This window comes from Nocardia sp. NPDC050712 (assembly GCF_040654295.1).
Taxonomy (GTDB): domain Bacteria; phylum Actinomycetota; class Actinomycetes; order Mycobacteriales; family Mycobacteriaceae; genus Nocardia.
On the sequence record NZ_JBFAHT010000001.1, the window covers coordinates 901,489 to 918,335 of the forward strand.

General features: G+C 70.7%; 17 protein-coding genes. 9 read left to right on the top strand and 8 right to left on the bottom strand.

What is annotated here, in order from left to right:
• Nucleotides 1–5 precede the first annotated feature (5 nt).
• Genes AB0H76_RS04295 through AB0H76_RS04305 form a run of 3 tightly spaced genes read left to right on the top strand, consistent with a single transcriptional unit; the run spans nt 6 to nt 2,155 of the window.
• Complete coding sequence (locus AB0H76_RS04295) at nt 6–1,253, top strand: ATP-binding protein (protein ID WP_357317180.1); 1,248 nt, start codon at nt 6–8, stop codon at nt 1,251–1,253.
• Between the two features lie 10 nt (nt 1,254–1,263).
• Nucleotides 1,264–1,605 (top strand): hypothetical protein, encoded by a 342-nt coding sequence (locus tag AB0H76_RS04300; RefSeq protein ID WP_357317181.1) that lies wholly within the window; start codon nt 1,264–1,266, stop codon nt 1,603–1,605.
• A 43-nt stretch (nt 1,606–1,648) separates the two neighbouring features.
• Nucleotides 1,649–2,155 carry a GNAT family N-acetyltransferase gene (locus tag AB0H76_RS04305; RefSeq protein WP_357317183.1) on the top strand — a complete coding sequence of 169 codons (507 nt, stop codon included), beginning with the start codon at nt 1,649–1,651 and terminating at the stop codon, nt 2,153–2,155.
• 13 nt (nt 2,156–2,168) lie between these two features.
• Here AB0H76_RS04305 and AB0H76_RS04310 read toward each other — a convergent pair whose 3' ends face one another.
• On the bottom strand, nt 2,169–2,819 hold the full coding sequence (locus tag AB0H76_RS04310; protein WP_357317185.1) for an amino acid-binding protein: 651 nt from the start codon (nt 2,817–2,819) through the stop codon (nt 2,169–2,171).
• A gap of 309 nt (nt 2,820–3,128) precedes the next feature.
• Between AB0H76_RS04310 and gatC the strand changes: the two genes are divergently transcribed.
• A complete protein-coding gene (gene gatC, locus AB0H76_RS04315; RefSeq protein ID WP_357317188.1) occupies nt 3,129–3,428 on the top strand; it encodes an Asp-tRNA(Asn)/Glu-tRNA(Gln) amidotransferase subunit GatC in 300 nt (99 codons plus the stop codon).
• Nucleotides 3,425–4,897: an Asp-tRNA(Asn)/Glu-tRNA(Gln) amidotransferase subunit GatA gene (gene gatA, locus AB0H76_RS04320; RefSeq protein ID WP_357317191.1), complete on the top strand. Its 1,473-nt coding sequence runs from the start codon at nt 3,425–3,427 to the stop codon at nt 4,895–4,897. Before gatC ends, gatA begins: the two co-directional genes overlap by 4 nt.
• Before the next feature lie 76 nt (nt 4,898–4,973).
• Here the strand turns inward: gatA and AB0H76_RS04325 are convergent, their stop codons facing one another.
• Complete coding sequence (locus tag AB0H76_RS04325; RefSeq protein WP_357317193.1) at nt 4,974–5,837, bottom strand: SDR family NAD(P)-dependent oxidoreductase; 864 nt, start codon at nt 5,835–5,837, stop codon at nt 4,974–4,976.
• Nucleotides 5,838–5,952: 115 nt separating this feature from the next.
• Here AB0H76_RS04325 and AB0H76_RS04330 point away from each other — a divergent pair, with 115 nt between their 5' ends.
• Nucleotides 5,953–6,531: a TetR/AcrR family transcriptional regulator gene (locus AB0H76_RS04330; protein WP_357317196.1), complete on the top strand. Its 579-nt coding sequence runs from the start codon at nt 5,953–5,955 to the stop codon at nt 6,529–6,531.
• On the opposite strand, the gene AB0H76_RS04335 is transcribed toward AB0H76_RS04330, so the two are convergent.
• Genes AB0H76_RS04335 through AB0H76_RS04345 form a run of 3 tightly spaced genes read right to left on the bottom strand, consistent with a single transcriptional unit; the run spans nt 6,528 to nt 9,273 of the window.
• Entirely contained in the window at nt 6,528–6,971 is a 444-nt protein-coding gene (locus AB0H76_RS04335) for an SRPBCC domain-containing protein (protein WP_357317199.1), read from the bottom strand. The two genes, AB0H76_RS04330 and AB0H76_RS04335, sit on opposite strands and share 4 nt — an antisense overlap.
• A 38-nt stretch (nt 6,972–7,009) precedes the next feature.
• A complete protein-coding gene (locus AB0H76_RS04340) occupies nt 7,010–8,440 on the bottom strand; it encodes an alpha/beta-hydrolase family protein (RefSeq protein ID WP_357317202.1) in 1,431 nt (476 codons plus the stop codon).
• 50 nt (nt 8,441–8,490) lie between these two features.
• The gene (locus AB0H76_RS04345) at nt 8,491–9,273 is read right to left on the bottom strand and encodes a hypothetical protein (RefSeq protein WP_357317205.1); all 783 of its coding nucleotides are present in this window, start codon (nt 9,271–9,273) and stop codon (nt 8,491–8,493) included.
• A gap of 168 nt (nt 9,274–9,441) precedes the next feature.
• Between AB0H76_RS04345 and AB0H76_RS04350 the strand changes: the two genes are divergently transcribed.
• Complete coding sequence (locus AB0H76_RS04350) at nt 9,442–10,653, top strand: sensor histidine kinase (RefSeq protein WP_357317208.1); 1,212 nt, start codon at nt 9,442–9,444, stop codon at nt 10,651–10,653.
• 63 nt (nt 10,654–10,716) lie between these two features.
• Complete coding sequence (locus tag AB0H76_RS04355) at nt 10,717–11,382, top strand: response regulator transcription factor (RefSeq protein ID WP_194814781.1); 666 nt, start codon at nt 10,717–10,719, stop codon at nt 11,380–11,382.
• On the opposite strand, the gene AB0H76_RS04360 is transcribed toward AB0H76_RS04355, so the two are convergent.
• A complete protein-coding gene (locus AB0H76_RS04360) occupies nt 11,383–12,279 on the bottom strand; it encodes a hypothetical protein (RefSeq protein WP_357317211.1) in 897 nt (298 codons plus the stop codon).
• Between the two features lie 221 nt (nt 12,280–12,500).
• Here AB0H76_RS04360 and AB0H76_RS04365 point away from each other — a divergent pair, with 221 nt between their 5' ends.
• Nucleotides 12,501–13,610 carry a serine/threonine-protein kinase gene (locus tag AB0H76_RS04365; RefSeq protein ID WP_357317213.1) on the top strand — a complete coding sequence of 370 codons (1,110 nt, stop codon included), beginning with the start codon at nt 12,501–12,503 and terminating at the stop codon, nt 13,608–13,610.
• A 6-nt stretch (nt 13,611–13,616) separates the two neighbouring features.
• Here AB0H76_RS04365 and AB0H76_RS04370 read toward each other — a convergent pair whose 3' ends face one another.
• Nucleotides 13,617–16,106 (bottom strand): FtsX-like permease family protein, encoded by a 2,490-nt coding sequence (locus AB0H76_RS04370; protein WP_357317216.1) that lies wholly within the window; start codon nt 16,104–16,106, stop codon nt 13,617–13,619.
• Nucleotides 16,103–16,828 carry an ABC transporter ATP-binding protein gene (locus AB0H76_RS04375; RefSeq protein ID WP_357317218.1) on the bottom strand — a complete coding sequence of 242 codons (726 nt, stop codon included), beginning with the start codon at nt 16,826–16,828 and terminating at the stop codon, nt 16,103–16,105. The genes AB0H76_RS04370 and AB0H76_RS04375 overlap by 4 nt, the downstream gene beginning before the upstream one ends.
• Between the last annotated feature and the right edge of the window lie 19 nt (nt 16,829–16,847).

Genomic DNA, 16,847 nt, shown 5'->3' on the forward strand with positions numbered 1-16,847 from the left:
ACACCGTGTTGCGGAGCTTTCAGGTGGAGAATCATCGGTCCTTGGCCGAGCGGCAGGAACTGCGGCTGTATCGGGGAAGCGGCCCGGTGGCGGTGCCGGTGACCGCGGTGCTCGGTGCGACGGCGGCGGGCAAATCCAGCCTGATCGGCGCGCTGGGGCAGATGCGGGACGCGGTGCTGAACTCGGTGACCGGATGGGATCCCTATGCCGGGCCGGTGCGCGCGCCGCATCTCGGATCTCCGGACAAGCCCACCGAATTCGTCGCCGCGTTCGTCGCGGAGGGGGTGCCTTATACCTACGGCTTCCGCCTGGACAACGCCGATGTGACGGCGGAGTGGCTGCACACCCATCCGCGCAACCGCAAGCGAATCGTGTTCGAGCGCACCGGCGATCAGATCAAGGTCGGCCCGATGTTCGAGGCGGCGCGCTTCGGGATCGCCGCACTGGTGCCGCTGGTGCGCCCGAATGCCTTGCTGCTCAGCCTGGCCGGTCAGATGTACGCCGAGGCGCTGGTGCCCGCGTACCGCTGGTTCTCCTCGCTGCTGGAGGTGCAGCTGGGCACGCCGGATCCGGTCGAGGTGGCGCATAGGTTGGGCGGGCACGTCTCCCGCTCCGCCGACAACGCCGCACGCCTGCTGCTGCTGTTGCGGGCCGCGGACCTGGGCATCACGGATCTCCTTGTCGCCGAACACGATCCGATGTACGCCGACTATCTGCGCGAGCTCGACGCCGACATCCTCGCGACCGCCGAGCAGGCCGACCTGTGCGCCACCTCGCCGGGCCACGCCGAGCAGCTGTTGCGCGCCAACGGCATCACGCCGCTGCTGCTGGAGCGCGAGTTGACCAATCTGCGGGCGGCCCGGGACGCGCTCTACGCCCGGATGGCCGATCGCCGCGGCACCGGCCTGCACCTGGTGCACGCCGGCATCGGCACGCCGTTCGAGATCACCGACGAGTCCGCCGCCACGTTGTCCCTGCTCCGGCTGCTGCCGACCATGCTGGACGCGCTGGACGCCGGGCGCGTGCTCGCCGTCGACGATCTCGGCGCGCACCTGCCCGCCGAACAGGCCGACCGCCTGATCCAGCTGTTCCAGAACCCGGAAACCAATTCCCGTGGCGCCCAGCTGATCTACACCACCGGCAACCGCGCGCTGATCGACCGGGGCAACGGCCGCTCGCAGCGCACCCGCACCGCGGTGTGGCAGATCCGTCGCACCGAGCAGGGTGCCAGCGAGCTGGCCGCCACTCACTAGGATGGGTGCCATGCTGCAGTTCGCGTTTGTCGTGGTCATGGTGGTCGTGCTGGCCGCCCTGGTCGTACCGATCCTGCGCGGACGCAAGGGCTCGGTGATCGCGGAACCCGAGAGCGGCTCGGTGTACGTGACCGGCATCAGCCCCCTTCCGCTGGAGGGCACCGAGGATTTCGTCACCATCACCGGCAATCTGAGCGGTCCGACCGTCTCGGAGCAGGTCGTCTACGGCCGGTGGGTCTGGGATGTGAACCAGTGGCCGACGGTCGGGGAGTTCATCCCGGTGGTCTATCCGGCCGGGAAACCGGATCGCTGGCGTCCCGTGCACCCCGGTGCACGGTCGCTGTGGGGGTAGCCGCGCGGCGCGCACCGGCGTCGCTGGTGGCAGGATGCCCGGTATGGGTGCAAACGACTCCGCGCTCGTCATCCGGGCGGCGAATCCGGACGACTACGACGCGATCGGCGAATTGACGGTCGACGTCTATGTGGGCGAAGGCTACGTGCAGGCGGACAGCCTCTATGTCGCCGAGCTGGGCGATACCCCCAAGCGCGCGGCCGCCGCACAGATCCTGGTGGCCACGCACGAGGAGCGGATCGTCGGCTCGCTGACCGTGGCCCGGCCCGGCAGCGACTATGCCGAGATCGCCCGGCCGGGTGAGCTCGAGTTCCGGATGTTGGCGGTGTCGAAGCGGGCGCGCGGTCTGGGCGCCGGCACGACGCTGGTCCGCACGGTGCTCGAGATCGCCGCGGCGGAGGCGTTCGAGGCGGTGGCGATCACGACGATGCCCGCCATGGTCGACGCGCGCCGACTCTACGATCGGTTCGGTTTCGTTCCGGTGCCCGACCGGGACTGGAGTACGCCCAGCGGGGAGCAGCTGCGCGTGCTCCGGCTGCAACTCGCCTGAGGCGCAGCCGGATTCAGCCGAGGACGGTGGCGACTATCCCGGCCAGGTAGCCGAGCCGCGCGACCTCCGACGGCCGGAAATCCGGCCCGCCCGGACGGCCCAGCATGAACACCTTGCCGGTGTTGCCGAGCGGCGCGGCGGCCAGTTTGGTGTCCATGTCGCGCCAGATCTGCGGCACCCACTCGGCCTCGGGATCGAGCACCGCGGGCTTCTCCAGCGGCATCCACGGCGCCGACGCCGCCTGGGTCTGCGGCGCGCTCTGGCTGCCGACCACCCGATAGGCGCCCTGCGGGCCCATGTCGAGGATGGTGGACCAGCCGACGCGCAGCACCCGGGGCGCACCGTCGACGAGCACCTGCATCCGGTCGTCGCGGGCGCTGGCGACCTGATCGATCAGTTCGAGTTCGCGGTGGGTGTCGAGCACGCCCGAGTACGGGCGGATCGAATCCACGAGGACGTCGCCGATGGATTCCGCGGCGGTGATGAGCGTGTCGGGCAGGGCGCCGGGCGGCACCTCCACCACCAGATCGTCGATCGCGAAGCCGGCTCCCCGCTCGACCACGTCGAGGGAGAGGATGTCGGCACCCACCGAACCCAGGGCGAGGGCCAAGGAGCCGAGGCTTCCCGGGCGATCCGGAAGTTGCACGCGGAGCAGATAAGACACGCGCGTTCCTTTCCTCTGGGCCGGCCGAGCCTGGTGTTCGGTTACCCGGGTCTGGCAATACTTACACCCCTGGGCGACGGTTATCGAGTCGAACAGCCGCCAGTGACCAACGCCACGCGGCGTTTTGGCGGCGCGACGGCGTGTCACGCTAGGCGGTGAGGGTGTGTCGCTCCGCCTACGGTACGTCGGCGAAAGCCGGCCAGTGCGCGGTGGGCCCGGCCCGGGCTGCGGTGGTCGGCGCACGCGGCGGGGTCGGTAGGCTACCGTCTGGCCGATTCATCATGCTCACATGCCGAAAGGGGTCCTGCGGTGCCCGCCATCTCCCGCGACGAGGTAGCTCACCTCGCCCGGCTGTCCCGGCTCGCGCTGTCCGAGGCCGAACTGGATCAGTTCGCCGGTCAGCTGGATTCGATCCTGAGTCACGTACGGACCATCAACGAGGTCGCCGCCGCCGACGTCCCGCCCACCTCGTCGCCGAATCCGGCCACGAACGTGACCCGGCCCGACGAGGTCCGGCCCAGCCTGACCCCGGAGGAGGCGCTCTCCGGCGCACCCGCGGTGGACGAGCAGCGGTTCATGGTTCCGCAGATTCTGGGAGAGGCCGAATGAGTGACCTGACCACCCGGACCGCGGCCGAGCTCGCCGCGCAGATCCATGCGCGCGAGGTGACCTCCGTCGAGGTGACGCAGGCGCATCTGGATCGCATCGCCGAATCCGACGGTGAGATCCACGCGTTCCTGCATGTCGCGGGTGAGCAGGCGCTGGCAGCCGCCGCGCAGGTCGACGCCGACCTGGCCGCCGGTCAGGCGCCCGCCTCCGCGCTCGCGGGTGTGCCGCTGGCGCTCAAGGATGTGTTCACCACCACGGACATGCCCACCACCTGCGCCTCGAAGATCCTCGAGGGCTGGGTCTCGCCCTACGACGCGACGGTCACCGCGCGGCTGCGCGCCGCCGGCATCCCGATCCTCGGCAAGACCAACATGGACGAGTTCGCGATGGGCTCCTCCACCGAGAACTCGGCCTACGGCCCGACCCGCAACCCCTGGGATCTCACCCGCATTCCGGGCGGTTCCGGCGGCGGTTCGGCGGCCGCGCTGGCCGCGCACCAGGCGCCGCTGGCCATCGGCACCGACACCGGCGGTTCCATCCGCCAGCCCGCCGCGGTCACCGCGACCGTCGGCACCAAACCCACCTACGGCACCGTGTCCCGGTACGGCCTGGTCGCGTGCGCGTCCTCGCTGGACCAGGGCGGCCCCTGTGGCCGCACCGTGCTCGACACCGCGCTGCTGCACGAGGTGATCGCCGGGCACGACCCGCGCGACTCCACCTCCCGCGACGTGCCGGTGCCGGCCGTGGTCGCCGCCGCGCGCGCGGGCGCCGCGGGTGACCTGCGCGGGCTCAAGGTCGGCGTGGTCAAGGAACTGCACTCCGACAGCTACCAGCCGGGCGTGCTCGAATCCTTCGACGCCGCCGTGGCGGTGCTGAAGGAACTCGGGGCCGAGGTCGTCGAGGTGTCGTGCCCGAACTTCGAGTACGCGCTGTCGGCGTACTACCTGGTGATGCCCTCCGAGGTGTCCTCGAACCTGGCCCGCTTCGACGCGATGCGCTACGGCCTGCGCGTCGAGGACGACGGCAAGCACAGCGCCGACCAGGTGATGGCGGCCACCCGCGCCGCCGGGTTCGGCCCGGAGGTCAAGCGCCGCATCATGCTCGGCACCTACGCGCTCTCGGCCGGCTACTACGACGAGTACTACGGCCAGGCGCTGAAGGTGCGCACGCTGATCACGCGTGATTTCGACCGGGCCTACGAGCAGGTCGACGTGCTGGTCTCGCCGACCAGCCCGTTCACGCCGTGGAAGCTGGGCGAGAAGGTCGACGATCCGCTGGCCATGTACCTCTCGGACCTGTGCACCCTGCCCACCAACCTGGCCGGGCATCCGGCGATGTCGGTGCCGTCGGGGCTGAGCAAGGACGACGGCCTGCCGGTCGGGTTCCAGATCATGGCGCCCGCGCTGGCCGATGACCGGCTCTACCGCGTCGGCGCGGCCTACGAGGCGGCGCGCGGCGCGATCGTCTGACGCGAGAATCGAAGGCGGGCCTGCGAAGTGGTGACACTGCGCAGGCCCGCTTCGTTTTTCCGGGACGGCGGCTCGGCTAGGCGGGCCAGCTGAACTCCGGGTCGCTCAGGTAGTCCTGACGGCGCTGGTCGAGCGCGAGCGCGACCATCTGGTGCGCGCCGGGGCCGATCACCTTGCGCAGCGGCGGGTTCGGCAGGTTCACCAGGTCGAGTAGTCCGGCCGCGGCGACTTCCGGTGCGGCTTCGACCCATTCGGATTCCTCGGCGGAATCGGCTGCGGTGTCGGTGGTTTCGGGTGCGCCGGCCGGGTCCGGGTAGTCGGCCATGCCGAGGATGCCGGTGCGCAGGTCCGCGTAGGCCGGGAGCCCGGTGCCGAACTTCATGCTCGACTTCGCCCAGTCGGTATCGAAACCGCCCAGCTGCGCCAGGGTTACGTGGACCCCGAAGGGGCGCAGTTCGTCGGCGAGCGCGGCGCTGAAACCCTCCAGCGCCCATTTGCTCGCGTTGTACAGGCCGAACAGGGGCAGGCTGCCGACCGCGCCGACGGTCGAGATCTGCACGATGTGCCCGTGGCCCTGGGCGCGCAGATGCGGCGCCGCCGCCTGCGAAACCCACAGTGCGCCGAAGAAATTGGTGTCCATCTGGTCGCGGATGGCGGCTTCGCCGAGTTCCTCGATGGCGCCGACGAGGCCGTAGCCCGCGTTGTTGACGAGCACATCGATGGTGCCGGCTTTCGCGAAAGCGGTGTCCACCGTGTCGATCACGGTGGCGCGGTCGCGCACGTCCAATGCCAGCACGGTGAGCCGCTCGTGCCGCAGATCGTCCATGGTCTGCGGATCCCGGGCGGTGGCGACGACCCGGTCACCCTGGGCGAGGGCGGTGGTGGTGAAGGCGCGGCCGAGGCCGCGGTTGGCGCCGGTGATGAACCAGGTGCGAGTCATGTCGATCCTTTCGTCGCGAGACGGTCCGTCTCGTTGGAACGAGGACCACAATGTCAGGCGGTTCGAGAGTTGTCAAGACGAGACGTATCGTCTCGCTCGCTGGTAGAGTGCTGCCATGCCCGAAACCGCAAGACGCAGTGAGCGCGCTCGCGCCGCGATTCTCACCGCCGCCACCGAGCTGATCCGGGAACTGCCGTACGGGAAGCTCAGCGTGGAGGCGATCGCCGCCCGCGCCGGGGTCGGCAAGCAGACGATCTATCGCTGGTGGCCGTCCAAGGGCGCGGTGGTGTTCGACGCGATGCTCGAACTCGACGCCGGGCCCGACGGATTGGCGCTGCCGGACACCGGCGACATCCGCGCCGACCTGGTGCCACTGCTGCGCGGCTCGGTCGTCGCACTCACCGACCCCGGTTTCGAGGCGTTCCTGCGCGCGATCTACATCGAGATCCAGCACGACCCGGCGCTGGCCGCGCTCTATCGTGAGCGGCTACTGCTGCCACAGCGCGCGGCGCTGGCCGACCGGCTGGCGGCCGCGATCGAATCCGGCGAGCTCCGTGCCGATCTGAACATGGAACTCGCGCTGGACCTCTTGCTGGGCCCGATTCAGAGCCGCTGGTCCCTGGGCCTCGGCGGCCTGGACGAGGCCTACGCCGACGCCGTCTTGGACGCGGCCCTTGCCTACCTCCGGGCCTAGGGGGTGTGCAGCGATTCGGACTGGCGCTGGACGGCGGCGGTCATGCCTTCGAAGCCGTTGCGCAGCTGCTTGCCGAGCAAGGCCGCGACGACGGGGTGCAGCCAGCCGTTGAGCTCGAAGTGGGATTCGTAGCGGGTGCGGGTCGGGGTCACCGCGGTGACGGTGTGGGTGCGCGCGCTGTGCAAGGTGCCCAGGGGGACCGGCTTCATGGTGTAGCTGAATTCGCGGCCCGGAGTGTGGCTGCGGATGAATTCGCGCTGGCGCTGGCGGCGCGGGCCCAGGTTGACCACCATGTCGATGGGCTCGCCCGGCACCAGGCTGGTCTTGCACTCGGGCACGAAGGGATTCCAGTCGCCGTAGTGCGCGAAGTCGGTGAGCACCCGCCACACCACCTCGGCGGGGGCGTCGATGTACACGGCGGCGTCGATGGTCAGTCCCATGCGAGAAAACTAGAACACGTTTCAGGATGCGTCAACGTTCAGCAGCTGCCCAGGGCGCTGCCCTGATCGGTGCCGTAGCGGTGGCCGTGGCCGGCGGGGGCGTCGAGGGCGGCGAGCAGGTCGGCGGTGGTCTGCACGAAGGCGAGCAGCGGAAGCCACTGCGGCACCGGGGCATCCACCCGGGTTCCCGACAGCTCGGGCGCCCGCCACAGTAGCGACGGCGACCAGTGCACGACCGGATCGGAACTGTTGGCCAGCACCGTCGCGCCCGGCCGGTGCACCTGACCGGCGGGTGGCCCGGCCCAGAGCGCCGCGCAGGTGCGCCGATCCTGGTCGGCCGCGTCGGCGAAGACGGCGCTGCCGCCGTACGCGCCCAGGCTCTGGCCGTACACGAACAGCCGATGCGCCCCGCCGAGTTCGGCGCTGCGTCGCTCCACCGCGGCGAACAGGGCGCGGGCGGCGGCGGTGGCCTCGTCCCGGCCGAACACGAACGTCACCCAGCTCGGCGCGTAGGAGTACTGCAAGCCGACGACCGCCGCGTCGGCGCCGAACCGCTGCGCGAAACCGGTCATCGCGTTGGCGTCGATCCACCCCGACCCGGTCGGCACCGCGATCACGATATTGGACCGCGCGAAGCCGCCGGAGCGCTCCAGCTCCCGAATCGCCAGCGCCACCCGCGAATCCAGGTCCGGCGCGGAGTTCATCCCGACGTAGACCCGCACCGGCCCCTCGGCCGCGCCGGACACGAACTTGCGCCCCTCCGCCCCGAGCGAACCCCAGCTGACCGCCGACTCGGCACTACCCGACCTGGTGAACGAAACCGGCCGCACCAGAGTGGAATCCACGACCGCGTTGGCCGCCGCGTAGGTGCTCTGCCGCCATCCGACGAAGCCCGGCACCAGCACGAGATAGCCCGCGATCGCGGCCACCACGGTCAGCGCGACACTGCGCGCGAGCCCCAATCGCCGCAGCGCCCAGCCCATGCCCCGCGCGAGACCGACGCACGCCAGAACCAGCGCGCCCGCCGTGAACGCGCACCGCACCCAATAGTCCGCCCCGATCGGCGGCGTCCCCATCGCGGCCCGCAGTGCGTTCTGCCAGTGCCCCGCATGCGCCGCCGCGCCGGCGATCAGCAGCGCGACGAGGCCGGACAGCGGACGGCGGGCCCGTGGAAAACGGCTGTTGAGATCGATAGTCCAGTGCCGCAGCGCGATACGTCCCAGCCCTGCCGCCGCGAGCGCGAGCACGATGAGCAGTGCGGTCAGGATCGCCTGCGCTCCCGGCGTTCTCGGCAGCAGTCCGGGCGCCAGGGAGACCAGCCCGCCGAGGCCGATCGACAGGGTCGTACCGATGCGCGGCGCGCTCGATAACACCCGTCGCGCCGTCACCAGAAGTTTGCTCTGCCGCAGCTCCACTGTTGCCGGGGCGGCATCGGCGACGACGCCGGGCCGTTCGAGAGTGGTCGTCATCGGGAAACCTCCTGCGAATGAACACGATTCAGGGATGGGCGACCGCACGGTCAGGCCGGGGCCCCGGCGAGACCGATCGGGGCGGGCCGGGCACCCCGTGCGGCGGGGGTGCGGCGAGTGAAGAGGGAGCGGGCGAAGGCCAGCAGGGCGGTCAGGCCGAGGCCGGCCAGGGCGAAGATGCCGAAATGCCAGCTGTTGAGGCCGGATTCGGGGATGGGTGCGCCGTAGTCCTGGCGGCGGGAGTTCAGGTCGACGAAGGCGTCGGCGATGTCGGCCATCGCGAAGCATTGCGCGCGGCCGATCGAGGTGCCGCGGGTGGTGCAGGCTTCCTGCATGCGGCGGTCGAGCATGCTGTCCACGGCCTGGCGGGCCCAGGGGCCCAGGGGCGCGCCGCTGTAGTCGGCGTAGCGCAGCAGGTCGTAGCCGAGATCGTGGGTCCGGCAGGCGAGTTCGAATTCGTCGGGCAGCGGGACGGGGGAGGAGCAGTCGCCGCTGGGATTGACCAGCAGACCACGCTCGGTGCCGGGTTGGTAGCCGACGACGGCCCGGAAGTCCGCGGGGAGCCGGTCGGCCGAGCCGGGCCCGCCCGAGGTGAGATCCAGCACCGCGGCGGCCGCCGAGGCGTTTTCGATCCGCGGGTCCGCGGCCGCCGCGTGCGTCACAGGGGCGAAGGTGACGGTGGCGGCCATCGTGGTCAGCGCGACGGCCGTGGCGGCGGCACCGCGCCGGAGCTTCGTGCGCCCACCGCGCGCGGCGGGGGAGGTGTTCGCGAGGGAGGAGTCGTCGGCCGCTGTGTCAGCGCCGGCCAGTCGGGCGGTGGTCGGGAAGCTCATGATCAGTGACGTTAGAAATCGGCTCCGCCCGCCCACCTCCCGCCGAAGTGCGGTTTCGGGTGCCGTGCCGGCGGGGGAGCGGGCGGCCGATCTCCCACCGGGGTACGGGGTCGCGGTTCACCCGCCGGTATGACGCGGTCCGCGCCGGGGGTTTCTACTGTCATAGGTATGAAGCAGCAAAGCCCTGCCTGGAAGCGGTCGATGACCCCACGCCTGATGTTCGATATCGGCTCGGTGGTGGTGGCCCTGATCTTCTTCAGCATCGCCTGGCCGACGCTGCACCTCACCCATGTGGTCCCGATCGCGGCGCAGCCGGGTGTGGCCGCGCTGGCCGCGTTCCCGGTGCTGTTCGCCCGGGTGAATCCCGCGCTGGGCTGGGCGATTTCCGCGGGTTCGGCGCTACTGATCGCGCTGGCGATTCCGCATCAGCCGGGTAATGACATGCCGTTCCAGGTGATCCACCTGTTGTCGCTGCTGATCCTGTTGTTCGCGGTGGGCCTGCGCGCCCCGGGGCAGCTGGTGGCGGTGGCGTGGGCGGGGACCGCGCTGCTGTTCGGCACCGCGATGCCGGGGCCCGGCGCCGGCGCGGCCTGGGGCTGGCCGATCGGGTTGGCGGCGATCGTGCTGGTCGCGCTGCTGGTCCGCTGGCTGGTGGCCTCGCGGGCGCAGCTGGTGCAGCAGGAAGAGGCGAACGAACTGGAGCGGGCCCGGCGCGCGATCCTCGAGGAGAAGGCGCGCATCGCCCGGGACCTGCACGATGTGGTGGCCCACCACATGTCGCTGGTGGTGGTGCAGGCCCAGACCGCGCCGTACCGGGTCGAGGGCGTGACCCCGGCCGCGCGGGCGGAATTCGATTCCATCGGCGCGACCGCGCGCGAGGCGCTGAACGAGATCCGCGGGATGCTCGGGGTGCTGCGCAGCGACGGTCAACTGCCGGAAACCGCACCCCAGCCCAAGGCCTCCGACCTGGTCGGGTTGTTCGAAGGCGCGCGCCGGGCGGGCGTGGACATCGACTGGACTATCTCGGGTGACCTCACCGCGGTCCTGGAGACCACCGGCTTGGCGCTGTACCGGATCGCGCAGGAGTCGCTGTCCAATACCTCCCGGCACGCACCGGGCGCACCGGTGCGCGTGGATCTGGTCAGCGGCGCCGACCTGGTGCTGCGCATCGGCAACGGCCCGGGCACGACCGCGGCCCGGCCGTCCAGCAACGGCGGGCACGGCCTGGCGGGCATGCAGGCCCGGGCGCTGGCGGCCGGTGGCGAACTCGTCGCGAGTCCGCGCCCGGACGGCGGTTTCCAGGTCGAGGCCCGGCTGCCGCTGAGCCCGGCCGTGCCGGGCGGCGCCGCCCTCGCGGTCGGTGCGCCCCCGGTGGGCTAGGACTCGTGTAGCCCCGAAAACCTGCGGGGACGGTGTGGTCGCGTGCGCGGCTAAGGTGAGCGGGTGGCTATAACGGTTTTGATCGCCGACGACCAGGCGATGGTGCGCCAGGGCTTCGGCGCACTGCTCGCCGCGCAACCCGATATCAGCGTGATCGGGGACGCGCCGGACGGCAAGGCCGCGGTGGCAGAGGCCAAGCGGCTGCGCCCGGACGTGGTGCTGATGGATGTGCGGATGCCCGAGATGAACGGCCTCGACGCCGCCCGGGCGATCCTGGCCGCCGGGTTCGATCCGCCGGTGCGGGTGCTGATGCTCACCACCTTCGACATCGACGATTACGTCTACGAGGCATTGAGTCTGGGCGCGAGCGGCTTCCTGCTCAAGGACGCGCCCGCCGAGGAGCTGGTGCGCGCGGTGCGGGTGGTCGCCGAGGGGCAGGCGCTGCTGGCGCCGACCGTCACCCGCCGCCTGATCGCCGATGTCACCAGCCGGCGCAATCACACTCGCGCGAAACCGACTCCCGCCCTTGCCTCGTTGACGCCCCGGGAGCGCGAGGTGCTGGAGCTGATCGCCAAGGGCATGTCCAACACCGAGATCGCCGAGGCGCTCTTCGTCGCCGAGCAGACCGTGAAAACCCATGTCTCCAAGGTGTTCTCGAAGCTGGATCTGCGCGACCGGGCGCAGGCGGTGGTGCTGGCCTACGAGTCCGGTCTGGTCACGCCCGGCTGATCAGCGCGGGCACTTGCCGCCGCGCATCTCGGTGAGGTGCCGGTCCAGCAGTTCGGCCAGGGTGTCCAGCAGCCCGGTCGCGTCGTCGTAGGTGCCCGAATCGGCTTGCGCGGCAACGGCGATGGCCACCCGGCCGGCCTTGGTGGGCACCAGGCCGAACTGGCGGACGGTGTAGATGCCGGTCTCGTCGTCGGGACCCCAGCCGCCCTTGAACTCCACGTCGGCCAGATTGCCCAGCCCCCAACCCTGTTCGGGGGTGATCTCGCCCATCAGCTTGGTGACCGTGTCGGTCTGGTCCAGGCAGGGCAATTTCGAGGCGAACTTGACCTGATCGGTGAGCGTCCACTCGGTGGCGCCGAACGCCGACAGGTCCAGGCGAGTGTGCGGGGACGCGAGATCGGTCTCGTCGTCGGCCTCGTCGAGCACCTCCTGGACGGCCTTGGCGGCCTCCTCGCCGGCGCCGAGCGAAGCCCAGAGCGCGTCGGCCGCACCGTTGTCCGACCAGGTGATGGCGGCTTCGACATCGCTGAGCACGCCCTCGGGATCGTGGCGCAGCGCGGCGATGGCGAGCGGAACCTTGATGGTGGACCAGGCGATGCCGGTGGTCCAATCGCCGAGCACGGTCATCTTGCCGCCGCCGACCGGCATGATCGCCAAGCCGACCCGGCCGGCCAAAGTGGGTTGCAGGTCGGCGAATTCGGCGGCCAGCGAGGTGGAGCGGGCGGCCGACCAGGCCGAGCGCCACATGCCATCAGTGGGCAGCACGATCTTCGGTGGCGCGGCTTCCATCTTGTGGTCGGGCGCGAGCCCGCAGGAGGTCAGGGCCAGCGCCGCGACGGCAACGGCGGCGCCCCGTAACGCCGCCCGCCGCACGGGCTTCGATCTAGCAGACTTCACTACCGCGTCCTCCCCACCACCACGGCACGAGCAACTACCTGGTGATGCAAACTACTCCGCATGCCGACCGGTTGCCACCGGACGGCGGGAACGCCGTACCCCGTCGCCGGAGTAGTGACGTTCCTCTTCCAGTTTCCCTGATGTTCGGGTGGAATTCGAAATCAAGAGCTGGGCGGTCGCCTTGTAGGCTGACTCTCGGTCTTTACCGGAAGGGGGTCGCGTTGCTGAACATCGGTGACGTGTTCGCCGGCTACACCGTGGAACGCCTGCTCGGACAGGGTGGCATGGGCTCGGTGTATCTGGCCAGGCATCCACGCCTGGCTCGGCAGACCGCGCTGAAGTTGCTGAATCGAGACCTGTTCACCGACGCCGAAGTTCGAGCCAGATTCGAACGTGAGGCCGATTTGGCCGCTCACCTGGACCATCCGAACATCGTGGCGGTCTACGACCGCGGCTCCGAGGACGAACAGCTCTGGATCGCCATGCAGTACGTCGACGGGGTGGACGCGGCCACGGTGAACCCGATGACCCTGCCCCCGGACCGCGCGGTGCAGATCATCGAAGGCGTCGCGGGCGCACTGGATTACGCGCACGGCATGGGTGTGCTGCACCGGGACGTGAAACCGGCCAACATCATGCTCGCCAAGGCCGGTGGCGGCCACGGCGAGCGGGTGTTCCTCACCGACTTCGGAATCGCCCGGCTGCGTGAGGATTCCACGCATCTGACCCAGGCGGGCATGTTCACCGCCACCCTCGCCTACGCGTCCCCGGAGCAGATGACCGGCCGCCCCCTGGACCACCGCTCGGATCAGTACGGCCTGGGTTGTGCCCTGTATTGGCTGCTCACCGGCATCGGCCCGTTCGACGCCGACAATCCGGCCGACATCATCCACGGCCACCTGCGGATGGCCCCGGTGCCGGTGTGCGTGCGCCGCCCGGGCCTGAATCCGGCACTGGACCAGGTGATCGCCGTGGCGATGGCCAAGCTGCCCGACCAGCGGTTCGGTTCGTGCGCCGAATTCGCCTCCGCCGCAAGGAAAGCCCTCACCGCGCCGGTGCCGCAGGCGCCGCCGCCCACCGTGACCGGGTCGATGGCTCCGCCCTTCCCGGCCGGGTTCGCGGGCTATCAGGGCGTCCCGCAGGTGCTGCCCGTGCCCGCGATGGCCGCGCCGCCGGTCCCGGCCCCGCCGCCCAATTATCCGGTGCCGCACCCGATGGCCCGGCCGCCGCGCCGCCCGTCCAGCGGCCTCGGGTGGCTCGCGGCGGGCCTGATCGTCGCCCTGGTCCTGGTGCTCCTGCTGTTCGTCGCGGCGCTGTACGGGCCGATCTGAGCCCGCTCAGTCGACGGCCAGGGCCTGCACGATCGGCATGCGCGCCGCGCGCAGGGCGGGCGGGATGGAGCCCAGCAGGGCCAGGCCGAGCGCGCCGGCCCCGTAGACCAGGATCAGGATGCTCGGGTCGTAGATCGGGTCGATGGTCATGGCGTGCCCGATCGCGATGATGGCCAGGTATTGGATGCCGACGCCGACGGCGAGACCGATTGCCGCCCCGGTGAATCCGATACCCACCGCTTCGGCGAGCACCGAGCGCAGCAGGAATCGGCGGTTGGTGCCCATGGCGCGCAGGACCCCGAGTTCGCGGCGGCGCTCCAGGACCGAGAGCATCAGCGTGTTCAGCAGGGCCACGGTGGCGACGAGAACCACGATCCAGAGGATGGCGGCGCTCAGCGCGGTGCCCTGGCGCAGGCTGCCGGAGATGGCCTCGACCTGCTGCTGACCGGTGGCGACGCGGATGTCGGGCGGCAGCGCCGCGCGGATCGCGGACTGCACCGCGGCCGGGTCGGCGCCGTCGGCCACGTCGACCCCGAGAATGGTCTCGCCGGGTCGTTCGTACCAGGTGCGCAAATGCTCGATATCCATGATGACCACGCCCGCGACGGCGGTGAAGTACGGAATCACCTGCAGCACACGCACGGTGTGGTCGCCGGTCGGCGTCGGCAGCGTCACCTGCGCGCCCGCCGTGACGCCGAGTTCGCGGGCCACATCGCGCGAGACGATCACGCCCTCGCCGGAGGCCAGGCGGGGCAGCAGGGTTCGGTCCACCGCCGCGATATTGATGTCGTCCTCTTCGGTCCGGAAGCCTTGCAGCATGACCCGGCCGCTGCCGAGCGTCGCGAACGCCATCTGGGCCGGGCTGACGTCGGCGACGCCGGGGATGCCCGCGATCGTCTCCTTGACGTCGGCGGGCAGCAGCGGCCCGGTCGGGAACTGTTCGGCCGCGGTCACACTCACGTTCAGATCGATGCGGCCCAGTTCCTCGAACGTCTTGCTCGCCGAGTCGACCATGTCGCGGGACGCGCCGCCCATCGCGACGGTCGCCGCCACGCCGATCATCACCGTCATCGCCGTCGCCCACACCCGGCGCGGCGCCCGTTCCAGCGTGGTGGCCCCGAGTGCGCCGGGCGCCCCGAAGCGGCGCGCGATCGCGGCCGCGGCCCGCACGATGGGCCCGGTGGCGGCGAAGCAGAGCACCACCGCGCCCGCGTAGGACAGCGAGATCGCCCCCAGCGAGAGCCGCCCCAGATCGGCCTTCGCCAGGGCGATCGCGCCGCCGGCCAGCCCGAGGCCCAGCACGATGGCCGCGATCCGCAGCGCCCGGCTGGTGTTGTCGGTCTGCGCCACGCCCACCGGGACCAGGGCCTCGATCGGTTCCACCTTGTACACCTGACGCGCGGCGATGGCCGCGGCGATCACACTGGCCAGCACGCAGGCGGCGACGGCGATCGGAATCGCGTACCCGGGCACCATGTACTCGGTGCGGGCCTCGACCGACTGCACGATTCCGGCCGGAACGCGGTCGATACTGATGCGCCCCATGAGGATTCCGATGCCCGCGCCGAGCGCGCCGCCGAGCACGCCGAGCAGCGCGGCCTCGACCAGCAGATCGCGCACCATCGGCCCGCGCTTACCGCCGATCGCGCGCAGCAGCGACAGCATCGGACGGCGCTGTGCCACCGCCATACTCATCGCGTTGTAGATCAGGAACGCGGACACGATCAGCGCCGCGAGCGAGGACATGAGCGTGGAGTAGCGCACGATCTGGATGGCGCCACCGGCCTGGGCGGTGCGCAGGCTCGGATCGGCGACCACCGCGCGCCCGCCGACGGCCGCGGTCAAAGCCTCGCGGAGCGTGGCGATGTCGGCACCGGGCGCCGCGACGATCTGCACCGAGTCCAGCCGCCCCGGCCGGCCGGTCAGCTTCTGCGCCAGGCTCAGCTGGGTGGCGACGATATGCCCGCCGTTGAGCTGCTTCGCGGATTCCTCGTCGAGAACCCCGGCGACCGTGACGGTTTCGCTGCCCAGCCGGAAAGTATCGCCCTCCTTGTGGCCGAGCGCCGGGCCGACGAGCACACCGTTGCGCACGGTGGCGAGTTTCAGCGCCTGTCCGGCCATCGGCCCGGTCAGCCGATTGCCGAGGGCGGCGATGGTCTGGTCGGCGCCGATCAGCATCAAGCGCTCCTCACCCGCGCCGACCTGGGCGCGCAGCATCGGCACCGCCGTCCCGACGCCGGGCGTCGCCGAAATCCGGGGCAGCAGTTGCTGATCGAAGCCCGCGTCGGTGATCCCGCTGATCTCCAGCACCGCCGCGCCGCCGAGCGCGCGAGTCAGCTTGTCGACCGATCCGGTGACCGAGCCGGAGATACTCAGCACCGCGACCAGCAGGGCCGCCGACACGCTCATCACCGCCAGGGACATGACCGTGCGGCCGCGGTGCGTGAGCAGCTCGCCGATGTTGAACAGCCGCAACCGATCCCAGACCGCGCTCACGCGTGCACCGAACCGGTTTCGCGGGTCTTGCGCGCCACGGCGTCGTTGGACCCGATCTGCCCGTCGCGCAGGGTGATCACCCGGTCGCAGTACTCGACCGCGCCCATGTCGTGGGTCACCATGACCACCGAGTTGCCGTCCGCGGCGATGTCGCCCAGCAGTTTCAGGATGGCGGCGCCGGTCTTGGAATCGAGATTGCCGGTGGGCTCGTCGGCCAGGATCAGCGGCGGGTCCATGATCAGCGCCCGCGCCACCGCGACCCGCTGCATCTGCCCGCCGGACAGCTCCGAGGGGCGGTGCCCGGCTCGGTCGCCCAGGCCGACGCGGTCCAGCAGCTCCAGCGCGCGCGGCTTGGCCTTGCGTAACCCGGTGCCGTCCAGCAGCTTCGGGATGGCCACGTTCTCCCAGGCGGTCAGCGTCGGCAGGAGGTTGAAGAACTGGAAGATGAAACCGACCCGGTGTCTGCGGAATTCGGACTGCCGCTCGTCGTCGAGCGCGCCGATCTCGTTGCCCTGGAATCGGATCGAGCCGGAGGTCGGCGTGTCCAGCGCGCCGAGCAGATGCAGCAGCGTGGATTTGCCGGAGCCGGACGGCCCGATGATCGAGGTGAATTCGCCCGCCTCGATGCGCAGGCCGATCCCGTCCAGCGCGCGCACCACCTGGCCGCCGATCCGATATTCCTTGATGATGTCCTGCAGTTCCAACATGGCCGGCTCCGGCATTGCTGTCCCCCTCCTGTTT

What these genes read in the sequence shown, in the direction of transcription:
- AB0H76_RS04375 (WP_357317218.1), bottom strand. Translation starts at nt 16,828, where the DNA reads ATGCCGGAGCCGGCCATGTTGGAACTGCAGGACATCATCAAGGAATAT.
- AB0H76_RS04340 (WP_357317202.1), bottom strand. Translation starts at nt 8,440, where the DNA reads ATGACGACCACTCTCGAACGGCCCGGCGTCGTCGCCGATGCCGCCCCG.
- gatA (WP_357317191.1), top strand. Translation starts at nt 3,425, where the DNA reads ATGAGTGACCTGACCACCCGGACCGCGGCCGAGCTCGCCGCGCAGATC.
- AB0H76_RS04335 (WP_357317199.1), bottom strand. Translation starts at nt 6,971, where the DNA reads ATGGGACTGACCATCGACGCCGCCGTGTACATCGACGCCCCCGCCGAG.
- AB0H76_RS04325 (WP_357317193.1), bottom strand. Translation starts at nt 5,837, where the DNA reads ATGACTCGCACCTGGTTCATCACCGGCGCCAACCGCGGCCTCGGCCGC.
- AB0H76_RS04300 (WP_357317181.1), top strand. Translation starts at nt 1,264, where the DNA reads ATGCTGCAGTTCGCGTTTGTCGTGGTCATGGTGGTCGTGCTGGCCGCC.
- AB0H76_RS04305 (WP_357317183.1), top strand. Translation starts at nt 1,649, where the DNA reads ATGGGTGCAAACGACTCCGCGCTCGTCATCCGGGCGGCGAATCCGGAC.
- AB0H76_RS04330 (WP_357317196.1), top strand. Translation starts at nt 5,953, where the DNA reads ATGCCCGAAACCGCAAGACGCAGTGAGCGCGCTCGCGCCGCGATTCTC.
- AB0H76_RS04345 (WP_357317205.1), bottom strand. Translation starts at nt 9,273, where the DNA reads ATGAGCTTCCCGACCACCGCCCGACTGGCCGGCGCTGACACAGCGGCC.
- AB0H76_RS04350 (WP_357317208.1), top strand. Translation starts at nt 9,442, where the DNA reads ATGAAGCAGCAAAGCCCTGCCTGGAAGCGGTCGATGACCCCACGCCTG.